This is a genomic window from Pseudobutyrivibrio sp. LB2011, assembly GCF_000701765.1.
Taxonomy (GTDB): Bacteria; Bacillota; Clostridia; order Lachnospirales; family Lachnospiraceae; genus Pseudobutyrivibrio; species Pseudobutyrivibrio ruminis.
Map to the genome: position 1 here is coordinate 205,249 of NZ_JNJS01000001.1, position 16,620 is coordinate 221,868.

General features: G+C 39.3%; 13 protein-coding genes. All 13 read left to right on the top strand.

The genetic code is table 11. The annotated features are described in order from the left end of the window. Positions 1 to 31: 31 nt before the first annotated feature. The 13 genes from T375_RS00900 to ispF all read left to right on the top strand — a co-directional run bounded on the left by T375_RS00900 (position 32) and on the right by ispF (position 16,619). Positions 32 to 3,061, top strand: coding sequence for a glycoside hydrolase family 3 N-terminal domain-containing protein (locus T375_RS00900; RefSeq protein ID WP_155952389.1), 3,030 nt, complete (start codon positions 32 to 34; stop codon positions 3,059 to 3,061). A gap of 114 nt (positions 3,062 to 3,175) precedes the next feature. Then, the gene (locus T375_RS00905) at positions 3,176 to 4,984 is read left to right on the top strand and encodes a methyl-accepting chemotaxis protein (RefSeq protein WP_044933876.1); all 1,809 of its coding nucleotides are present in this window, start codon (positions 3,176 to 3,178) and stop codon (positions 4,982 to 4,984) included. A 140-nt stretch (positions 4,985 to 5,124) separates the two neighbouring features. Beyond that, positions 5,125 to 5,562, top strand: a complete 438-nt coding sequence (locus T375_RS00910; RefSeq protein WP_044933878.1) for a hypothetical protein — start codon at positions 5,125 to 5,127, stop codon at positions 5,560 to 5,562. Between the two features lie 17 nt (positions 5,563 to 5,579). Further along, positions 5,580 to 6,308 (top strand): hypothetical protein, encoded by a 729-nt coding sequence (locus T375_RS00915; protein WP_044933880.1) that lies wholly within the window; start codon positions 5,580 to 5,582, stop codon positions 6,306 to 6,308. An 11-nt stretch (positions 6,309 to 6,319) separates the two neighbouring features. After that, a complete protein-coding gene (locus T375_RS13030; RefSeq protein WP_049960228.1) occupies positions 6,320 to 6,787 on the top strand; it encodes a hypothetical protein in 468 nt (155 codons plus the stop codon). Positions 6,788 to 6,966: 179 nt separating this feature from the next. Next, entirely contained in the window at positions 6,967 to 7,818 is an 852-nt protein-coding gene (locus T375_RS00925; RefSeq protein WP_044933882.1) for a YitT family protein, read from the top strand. A gap of 241 nt (positions 7,819 to 8,059) precedes the next feature. Beyond that, positions 8,060 to 9,538 (top strand): AAA family ATPase, encoded by a 1,479-nt coding sequence (locus tag T375_RS00930; protein ID WP_044933884.1) that lies wholly within the window; start codon positions 8,060 to 8,062, stop codon positions 9,536 to 9,538. Positions 9,539 to 9,797: 259 nt separating this feature from the next. After that, positions 9,798 to 11,186 carry a magnesium transporter gene (gene mgtE, locus T375_RS00935; RefSeq protein ID WP_044933886.1) on the top strand — a complete coding sequence of 463 codons (1,389 nt, stop codon included), beginning with the start codon at positions 9,798 to 9,800 and terminating at the stop codon, positions 11,184 to 11,186. Between the two features lie 18 nt (positions 11,187 to 11,204). After that, positions 11,205 to 12,089: a ribokinase gene (locus tag T375_RS00940; protein WP_044933888.1), complete on the top strand. Its 885-nt coding sequence runs from the start codon at positions 11,205 to 11,207 to the stop codon at positions 12,087 to 12,089. 164 nt (positions 12,090 to 12,253) lie between these two features. Continuing rightward, a complete protein-coding gene (locus T375_RS00945) occupies positions 12,254 to 13,537 on the top strand; it encodes a PhoH family protein (protein WP_044933890.1) in 1,284 nt (427 codons plus the stop codon). A 201-nt stretch (positions 13,538 to 13,738) separates the two neighbouring features. Continuing rightward, complete coding sequence (locus T375_RS00950) at positions 13,739 to 14,992, top strand: DUF3298 and DUF4163 domain-containing protein (RefSeq protein WP_044933892.1); 1,254 nt, start codon at positions 13,739 to 13,741, stop codon at positions 14,990 to 14,992. Between the two features lie 21 nt (positions 14,993 to 15,013). Next, entirely contained in the window at positions 15,014 to 15,955 is a 942-nt protein-coding gene (locus T375_RS00955) for a DUF4349 domain-containing protein (protein ID WP_049960229.1), read from the top strand. 118 nt (positions 15,956 to 16,073) lie between these two features. Beyond that, positions 16,074 to 16,619: a 2-C-methyl-D-erythritol 2,4-cyclodiphosphate synthase gene (gene ispF, locus T375_RS00960; RefSeq protein WP_044933894.1), complete on the top strand. Its 546-nt coding sequence runs from the start codon at positions 16,074 to 16,076 to the stop codon at positions 16,617 to 16,619. The last annotated feature ends 1 nt before the right edge of the window (position 16,620 follow it).

Consider the following 16,620-nt stretch of genomic DNA (forward strand, 5'->3'; position numbering starts at 1 on the left):
CGGGGTATGCCCCAAGAAAAGGAGAATGCAAATGAGCAAGGGAAGAAAAATTATTGGAACATGCATCCGCTCAATTCTTATTATCGTATTTGCGATTATAATTGTAGCGGTTAACAGCATCTTACCAAACTATGCAAGAATGGTAGACAGCATGCTGGGAGGCATTAACACAAAAATCGATAATTCGGATGTTGATACTACAGGTCTTGACTTGCAGTACAACAAGGCGGATTACGATGCAGATTCTATTAAGACTGCAGAAGCAGATCTTCATCAGAGGATTGCTGATGAAGGAACTATTTTGCTTGAAAATGAGGATGGTTTTTTACCTCAGACAGCTGATGCTACATTTAGTTTCTTTAGTGTGAATTCAGCAACAGTAGCAGCAAATGATAGTATGATGGGTGGTAGAAGCCTTGCTGATATTTTTGATTCGGCAAATGTATCTATCAATAAGACACTTTTTGATTACTACAAAGAGCAGTCTGAAAATTATGGTTTGGGGGCTGGTTCAATTTCATATGGTGATGCTGAGGATTTCTCAATTAATGAGGTTCCATTATCAGAGCTTCAAGCCAATGATGAGGTTATGAACTCAATCAAAGATACAGTTCCTGTTTATTTCTTAAAGAGAGTAGCAGGCGAAGGTCGAGATATGCCACGCTCTATGTACAACCATGCTGATAATGCGCAGGATCAGGCAAAGACATATCTTGAACCAGACAGCACAGAGCTTGAAATCATCTCATATTTGAATGACAACTTTGATGGAGTTATTCTTGTGAGCAATTCAAATGCAGCACTTGATCTTGATTTTGTAAAGGATTATCCAAATATCAAGGCAGTAATCTCAGCAACAGCAATTGAGGCATTGCCTTATATTTTAACTGGTCAGGTTAATCCATCAGGTAGAACAGTAGATACTTTTGCTTCAAATCCACTTGAATCACCAGCTGCTATGAACTTTGGTGATTATCAGTATTCTGATTCAAACGGTGACCTCACAAAGTACAACTATGTTACTTACGAAGAAGGAATCTACGTTGGATACAAGTATTATGAGACAAGATACGAGGATGTAACTCTTGGCCGTGAAAATGCAGGAGACTTTGATTATGATTCAGAGGTTGTTTATCCATTTGGATACGGATTGTCTTACACCACATTTGAATGGTCTGATATGAAGACATCATGGGATGGAGATACTTGTAACATTGAAATCACAGTTACTAACACAGGTGATGTGGCTGGCAAAGATGTAGTTGAAATCTATGCCCAGAGTCCATACACAGATTACGATATTGAAAATGGTGTCGAAAAGGCATCTGTACAGCTTGTGGCATATGACAAAACAAATGAGCTTGCAGCAGGCGAATCACAGACAATGTCACTTAGCTTCGATAAGTCTCAGTTAAAGGCATACGATGCTAATAATGCAAAGACTTATATATTTGATGCTGGAGATTATTACATTACTGCAGCAAAAAATGTACATGAGGCAGTAAATAATATAATCAATACAAAACTTGATGATACAACAGATGAAGCTACATCTGAGTTTGTATCAGTTTACACACCTGATATTACAGAGGTTGACACAGTTACATATTCAAAGGACAGCTATTCAGGCGAGGAAATCACAAATCAACTTGATGATGCAAAGGGGGAGGCTACATATCTTACTAGAAACGATTGGGTAGGAACATTCCCTACACACGATGGTACAGCAAGTGCTCAGATAAGCACTTGGGGAAATGAAATCAATGGAGATGACGGTGCATCTTATACATATACTAAGACTGCATCTGATGAGTTGATAGCACAGTTAGATAGTTTTGAATCAGGAACTACTGTAGATCCAGAAACTCTTTCTGATACAGAGATTGTTTATGACAAAGATAATGGACTTAAACTCATTGATATGCGTGGTCTTGATTACGACGATCCGCTTTGGGAAGATTTATTGGACGAACTTTCTGCTGATGAAATTTACAATGCAATCGGCGTAAGTGGATACGGAATTGAGTATATTGAATCAATTGAAAAGCCATTCAATATTGATGCAGATACTGCTTCAGGTCTTATTTATGGTGGTACAAGTGCTATGTTCCCAAGCGCCATGACTATGGCACAGTGCTGGAATCCATCACTTGCAATGGAATACGGTGTTATGATTGGAAATGAAGGCTTACTTGGCGGTGCGGATGGTTGGTATGCACCATCAATGAATATTCATCGTACTCCATTCTCAGGTAGAAATGGTGAGTATTATTCAGAGGATGCATTCCTTTCTGGTACAGTTGCTTCTAATGAGGTAATGGGTGCAGCTTCTAAGGGAATGTATACATATATCAAGCATTTTGCATTTAATGATCAGGAGAATCATCGTGGTGACAGAGATGGTCAGTACAGTATTGCAACATGGCTTAACGAGCAAAGCGCTCGTGAGATTTACCTTCTTCCATTTGAAATGTGCATGAAGGCAGGAGATGTTACTCTCAATTATGTTGAAAAACAGGATGATGGCTCTTATGCAAATGCATCTAAGGAAATCAGAGCATCACAGGCAGTAATGACATCATTCAACAGAGTTGGTGCTACATGGGCAGGTGGCGATTACGGTCTTATCACAGGTATCCTCAGAAACGAGTGGGCTTTTGATGGTCTTGTTATGACAGATAATGCCAATACTGGTGTATTCATGGATGGTTACCAGATGACAGAGGCAGGAGCAGATGTGAAGCTTACCTCACTTCCTTCAGCGGCCAGATATGATTTTGATAAAAATGATGCTGCAACATACTATTATGCAAGACAAGCTATGCATCACATGCTTTACATTATCGCTAATTCAAAGGCAATGAATGGAGCAATGCCGGGAAGTCATATTAAAGATGGCACAAGAATCACAACTCACATTATGCGTGTTGTAAATGTTTTATTTGTTCTTCTTATACTTCTTGAGATTTACAAGATATTTAGACTTTTTAAGCCTACTGCTAAAAAGCTTGCAAAGCTTCAGGCTAAGGCAGAGAAGAGAGCAGCAAAGAAAGCTAAATAATATTGTGTGCAACATTTTGAATTATCAGTGAACTATCTGTGAAAACGCAAAAATGTCAGAAATTAAATGCTATAGTAAGTGATGTAGTCACTATGCTAAGGAGGGGCTTTTACTATGGCAGGAGAAGCAAAGAAGAGGGGTAGTTTAAAGACAATTCTTGTTGGAGTTGTAATGGCATCTGTAATACTTTCTGCAGCTATTGTTTCGGTATTTTCTATTATCAATACTGTAAACACAAACAATACTCAGGTTGAAGTTTATAGATCGAGACTTGTTGAAGATGATAAGCTTAAATTAAAGCATGAGACAGAAGAAGCAATGAGTATCTGTGCGGTCATGTATGGCAGATACCAGAATGGTGAAATGACACTGGCAGAGGCTGAAAAGGAGTCGGCTGATATTATTCGCGAGCTTAGATATGATGATGGGAACGGTTATTTCTGGGTTGATACATCAAAAGGTGTGAATGTAGTTCTTTTAGGCAGAGATACAGAAGGTCAGTCTAGATGGGATGCTACAGATTCATCTGGAAATAAATATATTCAGATGATGATTGAAAACGGTATGCAAGAGGGCGGTGGCTATACCGAGCTTATGTTTGCAAAGCCAAATGAGACTGAAGAACTTCCAAAGATTAACTATACAGCTTACTATGAACCATTTGATTGGGTAATGGGTACTGGCGTATGGGTTGACGATTTGGATGTAGTTATTGCTGAGTATCAGGCACATGCTCATGAAGCACTGATGAAGACTATCATAGAAACTGTAGTAATTATGCTTGTCCTTGTTATTATAGGTGCTGTTGCAGCCTTCCTGGCAGGAGGCAAAATCACACAGCCTATAACTAAAGCAGCTAATCAGATGATTCGAATGTCTAATAGAGACTTTACAGAAAATGAAGCAATGGAAGAGGTTCGAAAGCTGAAGAGCCATAATAATGAAATTGGCGCAATATCTGAGGCTTTGGATATGATGCATGAAAATATTCGAGATTTGATGATTCAGATTTCCGATACAACATCATCAGTTGCATCAGCATCAGAAGAGCTTTCTGCATCTGCTTCACAGTCAGCTGAGGCCAGTGAGATGGTTGCAACTTCTTGTACAAATGTTGCAAACTCATGCTCAGGCCAGATTAGTGCAGTAACAGATGCTAGTTCAGAGACAGATTCATTTGTTACAAACATGAAGGAGTTCAAGGAAGCAATTAATCGTTCTTCTGAAATGATTAAATCTACAAATGAAGCTGCTATCAATGGTGCGGCAGATATGACTAATGCAACAGATATGATGAATACAATCAAGGATTCTGTTGAGAACTCTGCAAGGGTAGTAGATGATCTTGGTGAGAGATTAAAGAGCATCGACGAATTCGTTGTTACAATTGCAGAAATCGCCAGCCAGACAAACCTTCTTTCATTGAACGCTTCAATTGAGGCTGCTCGTGCAGGAGAGATGGGTAAAGGATTTGCAGTTGTTGCTAGTGAAATTTCAAAGCTTGCTGATGAATCAAATCAGGCAGCCCAGAAGATTAACGAGCTTATTGCAGCTATTATGAACAATTCTAGAGAGGCTGTAGAGGCTATGAAACAGGGCGCTGAAGAGGTTATCAATGGTTCTGAGCTAGTAAACGAAGCTGGAGAAACCTTCAATAATATTGTAAATATGGTTAACTCTATTTCTGAGGAATCCAATACAATGAGCGCCATCGTAGAACAGCTTTCTGGTGGAACAGATACTATTGCAAAGAATATCCATGACATAGAGCAGATGAGTATTTCAGTTGCAGATGAGACTTCAAATGTATCAGCTGCATCTCAGGAGCAGACTGCATCATCTTACGAGGTTGCACAGGCTTCTGACCGTCTTGCAGGTAATGCTCAAGAGCTTCAGGATTTCGTTGCACAATTCTCTTTATAATAGATATGTATATTTTAAGGCAGCTAGTTCACTCTAGCTGCCTTTTCTAGATTTAGTATTAATTTGTCTTTTAGTATACAAATTGTTGTGAAAAAGTGGTAAACTAAATTCAGGATAATACGCATAGAAGGGAGAAGTTTATGCAAAACGAATATAATGGAAAACCTATTTTTAGGCATCGTTATGTAAGCATGGACGAGGAATCCATTCGTGGGGAGATTGATAGACTTCAGGGGGAAATCTACGCTATGCAGCAGACCCTGGAGCTTTTTGGTCATGATAATAATGACATTAAACAGCAGGTGGCGGACAATCAGGAGCGCAATGAAAAATTACTTAAATCTTTAGAGACAAAGGTTAATGACCTAAAGGATTCTCTAGATTATGGCACACCTTTGAAAAAGCAATTGGATAGTGTTACCAAGGATTTTTCAGCAAAAATCGAGGAAGTGTACAATGCGGACAGACTTAAAAAGCAGGAGAGAAGCATGTCCACTTTGACTAGTCTTACCGTAATAAATACTATTCTTTTGATTGTGCTGATAGGACTGATTGGATATTCAATATTATTTATTTAACTTGGAGTAAATGATTTATGAATTGGGTTGCAGTTAATATTTGTGTTATTATTGTAGGCATTTCTGCTCTTGTAGGTTTGCCTTTCTACTTTAAAAGAAAGAACGCTTTGCAGGCGGCAAGAGAAGAATTTGAATACTACCTTAAGCTGATGGTGCAAATGGACAAACAGTACGCACCACATGTGAGATTACTTACAAATAATCTTAATACAATTAATTATTGGTTAAAGACAGGCAGGGATCCTAGCGAGAGTGAAGAGGATTCAGAAAAGGCGGAAAAAGAAAACAGATTCTTTGCAGGCTTGATGAATCCTGTAGAAGCCAAAAAATGGAAGGATGCCGTTAAAAAAGCAAAAGAGGATGACGAAGAGGACTTTGAAATGAAGTCGCTTCGTGTAGATGAATTCGAGGTTACTGGTATGGAGCCTTCGGATGTAGATCAAGCTAGCATGAAGTTTTGGTACTCTACCGATTTTGGAGAGAACATTTTCTACTGCGTTACTCCAAATGCAATCACAAAGCATTTATATAAGAATGTTTTGTTTTTTACTACAGCTAGACCAAGCAACATACCTTTAGTATACCCATACAAGTACGAGGGCGCACAGATGCTTTCTTTATACAAGCACCCAGCTCAGACAGTTTGGTTCTTAAAGAACTGGAAACTTATCAGAGAGGGGCTTGAAGGGGCAGGAGCTGATACTGTAGCTCTTGACGAGAGCATCACAAACGATTTTGATTTATAAGAGGATTTTAAATGGGAACAAAGGCTGAACAAGAGAAATTCACCAAGGAATTTCTTGAGAGAAAACCTAATAGATGTTCAAAATGTAAAGGTCGCATCCGCTATATCGGAGGAGGCCGATACGAATGTTTTGATTGTGGCAATCAAGAAATCGATGATTTCGGCAGAGTCAAGGAATATATCGATGAGCATGGTGCCACACCAGCTATCATCATTTCAGAACACACTGGTGTGCCAGTTGATATTATCAATGGTATGCTTCGCCAAGGCCGTCTGGAGATTCCAGAGGGAAGCCCTGTATATGTGCAGTGCGAAAGCTGTGGCTGCAGCATCCGCTACGGACGCTATTGCCCAGATTGCATTCGTTCTCGCACCAACAGCCTCAAGGGTGTTTTCTTCAACCCGGAGGTAGGAGAGAAGCCTCAGCGCGAGGTCAAGAAGGAAGATGGACGAATGCACTTCCTAAAGTTTGATAAGTAAGTGGATGATAATTAATAAAGCTAGCATGTAGTCGTAACATTCTAGCTTTATTTTTTTATAGGCACTTTAGTCTGCTAATGCGTTACCGTGCTGTGCTGACAAATGTCCGCAAATGGTGTACAATCCAACCTGTTGCGAAAGATATAATCGCAATTAAATTAATTCAAAACAGGTGTGAAATGAAGCAGATATTAAAGACAGCATTGATTGTAGTACTTGGAAATTTTATTTATGCCTTGGGAGTTGCTTTTTTTATTGAGCCATCTGGCTTAATTACTGGCGGAGGCACCGGTATAGCATTGTTCTTTCACCATATGCTTGGTTGGAAGGTCCCTCATGTAGTTTTTGTAATAAACACATGTCTATTCCTTATCGGATGGAAGGTGATGGGGCGCAGGTTTGCGGCCAATTCATTACTTTCAACTTTCTGTTTTCCAGTAGAACTTCATATAGCGGAAATACTTGCAGTTTATTTTAGGCCTACTGATGATATAGTGCTTTGCACTGTGTTTGGTGGACTTTTAATAGGTGTCAGCCTGGGAATAGTTATTCGTACAGGCGCATCCACTGGCGGAATGGATATTCCACCTATAGTACTAAACAAGTTCTTTGGAACCCCTATTTCAGGTGCTATGTGGGTATTTGATATTTGCATTTTAGTATTGCAGGCTTTATTTACAGAAAAGACTTTAGTGCTTTATGGAATAATCCTTGTAATTATATATACAAACACTCTTGATAGAATGCTTATCCTTGGAAAGGCGAGAACTCAGATTAAGGTTGTCAGCAAGAAAAGCGACGATATTCGTAGAGCAATTCTTCAGGATATCGACCGCGGTGTTACTGTGATGTATGGTCGTACAGGCTACCTTGGTAAGGATACTGAAATCACTCTTTCAATTGTAACAGCAAGAGAGCTTGCAAAGACTGAGCAGCTTGTTCATGAAATAGATCCAGAAGCATTTATTATTGTAAGTCGTGTTTCAGAGGTTAAAGGACGAGGCTTTACAGAGCAAAAGAAATATTTATAATCATCTGATTATTATCAAATAATTAATATCATATTGTTGAAAGATAACATGTGGATAACTTATCGAATTTTAAGATAAATTTTGGAGAGTTATCCACATTTTTTATGCAATAGCAAAATATGGCCTCTAAATCAAAAATAGAATGCAAGTATACTTGCAAGATTCTTTCTGAGAACTCTTTACCATGCTAAAGAGTTTTGCTACAATCAAAAAGATAAAAATGGAGTTTAAGGAGAGAAAAATGCCAGTATTTGATTTTGCACAGGAAGAAAAAGACAACAGCGAGGCAGTGAAGACATACACTACTTTTCAATCTGATGAGCCTCAGGCTAGTCCAGAAAAGCCTATTATTATAATAGAAGATAAGGATGGCAAGCTGGGCCATCATGTAAATGGTGTGTTTACAAATCCTATTGCTAGAAGTAGCTTTGAAGCTGAGCTTGCAGATGGGGTTATTTCAAAGGATATATTGCGAGTGGATTCTCGTTTTGTCAGCTTGATTGGATGGCTTGGAGAGAATCACATTCCAGTTAGACTTTCCGGTGCAAACACTGAGGACGGCTATGCAGTTTATAAAATTCGTGAGACATCAACAGGAAACGGAAAACTATCATCAGAGGATGGCTTCCTACAGTTTATGATGGAACGTCTTTTTTCATCTAATCCACCTTCAGAGGAAGAGCTGGATGAGGAGGATGCAGAAGATGGAGATGATATGAAGCTTACCAGCATTCAGTCTATCACCGATTTTATTACCTGCGCTGGCAGAACATTTCCTGATAATATTCGCCTTTGGGCTAGAAGAAATCTGGCTGTAGCAAAATCTGCTGAGGTTACAATTGAGGAGAGACGTCATGCTCAAAGAGCTCTTTCAATCATGACAAGTATCCAGTGGAAGAGTGATTATTTTGAGGCCATTGATCCGGTTGAGGCAAGACGAATTCTTGATGAGGAATTGTACGGTCTTGAATCAGTGAAGCAGCGAATTATGGAGACTGTAATTCAGGTTAATCGTACTCATACCTTGCCAAGCTATGGCTTGCTTTTGTGTGGGCCAGCTGGAGTTGGTAAATCTCAAATCGCATATGCGGTAGCACGTATTCTGAAATTGCCATGGACAACTCTTGATATGAGTTCAATCAATGACCCTGAGCAGCTTACTGGTAGCTCACGAATTTATTCTAATGCTAAGCCAGGCATCATTATGGAAGCTTTTGCAAATTCCGGCACAAGCAATCTGGTGTTTATCATTAATGAGTTGGACAAAGCAAATTCCGGCAAGGGGAACGGCAATCCGGCGGATGTACTTTTGACCCTTCTTGATAACCTTGGTTTCACAGATAATTATATGGAATGTATGATTCCAACTATGGGTGTTTATCCAATCGCTACAGCAAATGTTAAGGCTGATATTTCTGCACCACTTATGTCCAGATTTGCAGTAATTGATATTCCGGATTATACAGTGGAGGAGAAGAAAGAAATCTTCCGCAGATTCTCATTGCCAAAGGTTTTAAAACGTATTGGAATGAGTCCGGAAGAGTGTCAGGTAACCGAAGACGGACTTGATGCTGTTATGGAAAAGTTTGTAATTTCAACAGGAATCAGAAACGTAGAACAGGCCGCAGAGCACCTTGCAGCAAACGCTTTATATCAGATAGAAGTTGATGGTGTAAAATCAGTAGTATTTAATAGAGAAATGGTTGAAAAACTTTGTTAAATGGGGTTTACAAAGTCTTGTTTTTTATGTTATGTTTTTTATGTAAAATTCAAACAATTAATTCAAATTAAAGAAAGGAGAACAGCTATGGATAAATCAGACAGTCATGGGCGATTATGCTGCGACGAGACATTTTTTATACATATGATTAGCTGTTCTTTTTGTTAATATCAAAAGAGCTTTGTTTTCATGTAAGTAAGGAATGTCATCGTCATCTAAATCAGACATGACATTCTTTTTTTATAGCGGAGAAAGTAACATGGAAACAAAGGATTTATTAGAGGACATCAAGTTACAAGAAATCATCGACCTGCTACGTTCTAATATCAGCGCAGAGGAGCTTATGGAGGCTCTGGACGATTATCATGAAAATGATATCGCCGAAGCGTATGAGGCGCTGGAGCCGGAAGACCGTAGAAGGTTGTTCGATATCTTGGGAGCTGAGCGTCTATCAGAGATTTTCCCATATATTGAAGATGTAGGTGAATATTTAGCAGAGATTACACCAGAGCAGGCTGCTGACGTCCTGGAAAACATGGATGCCGATGATGCGGTTGATGCTTTGGAAGATATCGAGGATGAGGAAGAGAGAGAAAAGCTTATCGCCCTCATGGATAAGGATGCATCTGCCGATGTACGACTGATTAATTCTTACGATGAGGATGAAATCGGTAGCATGATGACTACCAACTTCATCGTTATCGCAAAGAACTTCACTGTTAAGCAGGCAATGCGTTCGCTGATTTCTCAGTCAAAGGACAACGACAACATCAACACTATTTATGTTGAGGACGAGGACAAGAAATATTACGGTGCTATCGAGCTTCGTGATCTTATTTTAGCTCGCGATTACACCCCATTGGACGATATCATCAGTCATAGCTATCCAAGCGTAAAGGCTGACGCAATGATTGCTGATACAATCGAAGATTTGAAGGATTACGCTGAGGATTCTATTCCAGTTCTTAATCCAAATGATGAAATCATTGGTGTTATCACATCTCAGGATATCATCGAGGCCGTAGATGATGAGATGGGTGAAGACTACGCTAAGTTGGCTGGTTTGACTGCAGAGGAAGATTTAAATGAGAGCTTGCCAGAGAGTATAAAAAAGCGTATTCCATGGTTGTTGCTTTTACTTGGCCTTGGTCTTGTAACAAGCTCAGTTATCGGTATTTTTGATAAAGTAGTTGCATCAGTTGCAATCGTTGTTGTGTTCCAGTCATTGATTCTTGATATGGCAGGAAACGTTGGAACACAGTCACTGGCTGTTACTATTCGTGTGCTTATGGATGAGGAGATTTCAGGTCTTGAAAAGGCCAAATTTGTCCTTAAGGAAATGCGAGTTGGTGGTACAAACGGATTAATCCTTGGTGTATTGGCATTATTCTTTATAGCCTTATATTTACATGTATTTAAAGGCTATATTTGGTTTGCTGCCTTTAGAATATCAAGTATCGTTGGATTTTCACTTTTTATTGCTATGATAGTATCAAGCTTTATCGGAACTATCATTCCAATTTTCTTCCACAAGATTAAGGTGGATCCAGCCGTTGCTTCAGGTCCACTTATCACAACAGTAAACGATTTGGTTGCTGTTGTTACATATTATGGTTTAGCTGGATTATTATTAGTTGGACATATTTAATTGTCTACGGGGGTGCTTATGAAGGTATTAAATTTCGGCTCACTTAATTTAGATTATACCTATCAGGTTCCACACATTGTCAGGGAAGGAGAGACTATTTCTTCTAACGATGTGCAGATGCATTTAGGAGGAAAGGGCTTCAACCAATCTGTGGCGTTAGCCAGAGCAGGAGTGCCTGTTTACCATGCAGGTTTGGTAGGAGAGGAAGGTCTGGATTTTTATGACGCATGCCAGGAATGCGGCATCAAAACAGACTATATCAAAACTGTAACCGGCAGATGTGGCCACACCATCATTCAGGTGGATGATGCGGGCCAAAACAGCATAGTTTTATTTGGCGGTGCAAATCAAAAGAACACAAAAGAATACGTGGATGAAGTTCTAAAGAACTTTGAAACAGGTGACATACTTCTTCTTCAAAATGAGGTAAATGAGCTCCCATATATAATTGATCAGGCCTTTGCGAAAGGAATGACCATTGTTTTAAATCCATCACCTATGAATGAAATAATAGATGAATGCGATTTGGGAAAGGTTTCCATATTTGTTTTGAACGAGACAGAGGGCCAGCAGCTGACAGGTCAGACAACACCTAGCACAATAGTTGCTGCAATGGAAGCAAGCTTTGCTAATGCAAAAATCGTTCTGACCCTTGGAAAGGGCGGTTCTATTTTCCACCACGGAGATGAGGAATTGTATCAAGCAGCTTTTGATGTGGATACAGTGGATACTACAGCTGCAGGGGATACCTTTACAGGATATTTGATTGCTGGAATTCTTAAAAAACAGCCTATGAGAGATGTGCTTGTGAATGCATCTAAGGCAGCTGCTCTTGCAGTTAAAAAACAGGGAGCCGCACAGTCAATTCCATTTATGTCAGAGGTAGAATTATTCAATATGTAATGATAAAACTGGTGCTTTCGAGTGCCAGTTTTTTTATTTGGGACAGTTCTAGATGTGGTGTCTATTTTCACAAAGTTTACATACTTTAGCACAAAATGTTGTAGAACTTAGTGCTTAATTGGTATAAAATTAGATTATACAAATTAATAAAGGAGCGTGACCCTATGAAGAAAAACTACGTACTAGACACAAACATCTTGATTCACTGCCCTACAGCACTTTTTGGTTTTGATGACAACAATGTTCTCATCACTACAACAACGTTGCAAGAGCTTGATTCAAAGAAAACTGCTTTTGCGGAAGTGGGCTATGGCGCCAGAGAGAGCATTCGAAACATCGAATCTGTTGAAGGCGATTATGCAAAGGGGGTTACGATGCCAAATGGCGGTACTTTTATCATCGCCAAAGAATCTGAATTTGAAAAGCTGATTCCAGCTGAGTTTTCTCTTGATAGGCCTGATAATAGAATAATCAACTGTGTACTGGGAATTGCAAAGCAATCTGAGCTAGAGACAATCCTGGTTACAAATGATATTTCCATGAGAATCAATGCTACAATGTGTGGCTGCGTTGTACAGGGCTATCACAACGAAATGATTCTTGATAATGAGAATTACACAGGTAGAAGGGATATCACTCCAGAAGATATCGAAAGTCCTTTTAATAAGGGCTTTATAGAAAATGAATTTGGGATTTGCAAGGATGGAAGCAATTCTGCTCTTTATACATTTAAGACAGATGGATGGCATTTACTGAAGGACAGAGATTTTTATACACCTTATTGTCAGCCAAGAAACGTAGGTCAGCGATTTGCATTGTATGCGCTATTAGCAAGCCCAGATGTACTTCCACTTGTTATATTAAAGGGTAGTGCAGGTACTGCTAAGACATTCCTTGCGCTGGCAGCAGGTCTTCAGGGGTATTATCATAACGGATACGATCGAATCATGATTACCAGAAGTAACACCCTTTCTGACAATGATTTAGGTTTCCTCCCTGGTGATTTGGAAGAAAAAATGACTCCTTTGATTGCTCCATTTATGGATAACCTGCAGGTTCTTTTGAAGGGCCAAAACGAGGAGAAAGAGCAGATTAAGATTCAAATTGAGGATATGTTTGAAACAGGTATCCTTGAGATTTGTTCATTGGCTTATATGAGAGGACGTTCACTGGTTAATTCATATATTATCGTGGACGAAGCTCAAAACTGTACAATTGGTCAGATTTTGGAAATCATCACAAGAGCAGGCAAGGGCTCAAAGGTAGTTCTTCTTGGTGACCCTGATCAGATTGATTCTCCAAAGCTTGACAGAAAGAACAACGGTCTTACATTTGCGGCAGAAAGAATGAAGGGCTCAACACTATGTGCTCAAATCACTTTCGAAGAAAGTGAAACTGTTCGTAGTCCACTTGCTGCAGAGGGCGCAAAGAGGCTGGTAGTTAAATAGTTTACTATTTCTTTTATTACAATAAATCCTCCTTTCAAGATGGGATCCCCTAAGGGTGCTTTGGGGATCCTATTTTTGTATTTCTAAAGTAAATGTAAAGAATTCTAAAATCTTTACTGTACTACTTGATATAATACAGAGAATGTGTATACTGAACTTAAACATAGTTTTAGAGTTTTAGGTATTACGGAGGAACGATTAATGAAAAAGAGAATAGCTATGCTTACAATCTGTATGGTTACAGCTACATCCATGTTGGCTTGTGCAAAAGATACAGGTTCACAGAATATAGATACATCAGAGGTTACAGAGCAGACACAGGAGGAAGAGAATACAGAAAAAGAGTATTCTAGTGCTTCAGCACCAGAAATTGCATATACATCTGTCAAGGCTGAGGGTTATGATTATTTCGAAGGCCAGGTACAGTGCCTTGAGATTACAGATAACGATCATCCAGAGCTTAAGGCAGCTATCGATGATTATTTCTCAGGCGTAGTATCAAACTTTAATGCTGGCATTGATAGCATGAACGAAGATGCTAAACAGCAGAATGAAGAAATGGGTGACGAAGGATACGAAATGAAGTATTCTGATAATATAACAATAGATTTAAAGCGACTTGATAATAAGGTTCTTAGCTTCATTCTTAATGATTACACATATATGGGCGGAGCACATGGCGGCGGCTCCTTTACTGGGGTTAGCTTTGATGTAGGAACAGGCCAGCAAATCACATTAGATGATTTGGGAGATGCTGATTCTATCAGAGAAACATCAAAGGAATACATATTAAACGCAATAGCTACATCTTCAGAAGAGGCTAGAGCAAACCTATATGAAGATGATGTAATTGATTATAAAGAAGTAATCGAAGAACAGTTTTCAAATGGATATCAGCCAGAGTTTTATTTGGACACATTAGGAATTACATTTATTTTCCAACAGTATGATCTTGCTCCATATGCTGCAGGTATGATTTCATTTACTGTTCCTTATTCTGAGTACGATGAAATTGCCGACAGATATACTCCCCTTGAAGGTGCGTCATATGTAATTAGTCTTTCTAATGCAGGACTTAATAGCAGTGTTGATTTTGATGGCGATGGTGAGCTTGAAAACATCAGTGTAGTCAACACTTGGGATGAAGAATCTGACAAGAACTACTATATTTTAAGAGTAGATGATGAAGAGCTGAAAGAGGAGTCCGGCAATGGAAGCTGGATTACAGGATATTTTATTCACAATGATGAAGGTAATTTCGTTCTTCTTGTAAATGATGGAATCAGCGTAGATTTGTATGAAGTTTCAAATGGAATCGAAGCCAAAGGACATATGGATACGACACTTTACATAGAGGAAGTCACAGATTCAGGCTTTACACTTGGTGAGCATTTCTATGACGATAACAATGTAGGTTATTGGGATAATGAGGAACAGTACGGATTTGATTTTTAATAGCTAAATAAGGAGGGGGTTATGCGAAAAAGATTATTAGCACTAGTAGTTGTAAGTATGATGCTGTTTGCTGCAGCCTGCGGGGGAGCAGATTCAAGTGGTACAACTGAATTTGCAGCTACCGAATCAAAGTCATCTGGATATGATAGCTTTGGCTTAACCGACAGTGGGGATTACGAGGCTTATGAAGAGACTGGCTACTCCAACGAGAGTGATAGTGAAGTAGATGTAGATTTGGAGGAATATGATACCAGCCGCAAGCTGATATACACATCTTATATCAGTCTTGAGTCAAAGACATTTGATGATGATGTGGCTGCTATCAAGGACCTTGTTACATCTAACGGAGGCTATTTCGAAAGCACTTCATCATATGGTAATGAGGAATATGGCAGCAGGAGCGCTAGTTTTACAGCCCGTATTCCATCAGACAAATACGATGCTTTTATGAACAGTGTAGGAGAAGTAGGCTCGCTTGCATCTAAGAGCGAAAGTGTTGATGATATCACATCAAGCTATGTGGATGTACAGGCTAGACTAAAAAGCTTAAATACAAAGTTAGAACGCTTGCAGGAGCTTGAGGAGCAGGCTGAGAATCTGGAGGATTTACTGGAAATCGAAGATCGCATCAATGAGGTTCAGTATCAGATTGAAAGCTACACAGCTCAAAAGAAAGCTTATGATGACCAGATAGATTACAGCACAGTTTCTATCGACATCACTGAAGTTGCCACTTATAGCGAAGTAAAAGCAGATACTGCTTGGAATCGTTTTGTGGAGGCTTTTAGTAGCTCATTTGCAGGATTTGTAGCTTTTATTCAGGCTTTCGTGATAGCTATTATCTATCTATTGCCTTATCTTATTCTTATTGCAATTATTTTATGTATTATATTCTTTGTTAGAAAAAAGAAAGGAAAGGGGTTTTCTTTCAAGAAGAAGGATAAGAAGACAGACCAAAGCTAAAATGGATACATTAATGGAAGAGGACTATCAATAGTCCTCTTTTTTTGTTATAATACAGTAGTTTGATAGGTGATATTCTGCCACTAGTGCAGATTTCTTTATATTATTAGGAGGCAACATGAGAATAGGTACAGGTTATGATGTACATAAGCTTGTGGAGGGCCGCGATTTAATCATAGGTGGTGTTAAAATCGAGCACACACTTGGTCTTTTAGGTCACTCCGATGCAGATGTACTTTTACATGCAATATCAGATGCTGTTCTTGGCGCAGCAGGGCTTAAGGATATAGGGGCACATTTCCCAGATACTGATCCTAAATACAAGGGAGCTGATTCCCAGAAGCTTTTGGAAGAGGTTCGTGAGCTTGTTATGGACGAAGGCTATGTAGTTGGAAATGTGGATGCCACAGTTATTGCGCAGGCACCAAAGCTTCGACCATTCATTGAGCAGATGGAAGAAAATGTAGCTAGGTGTCTTGGTATAGATGTTTCCCAGGTTAATATCAAAGCTACTACAGAGGAGCATTTAGGCTTTACAGGAAGAGAAGAAGGCATCAGCGCTCAGGCAGTCTGTTTACTCTACGAATTTTATGATGGAAGCAATGTAGTGATGGACACAGGACGTAGCTGCGAAGGATGCGCAGGATGCAAAAGAGGAGAATAGT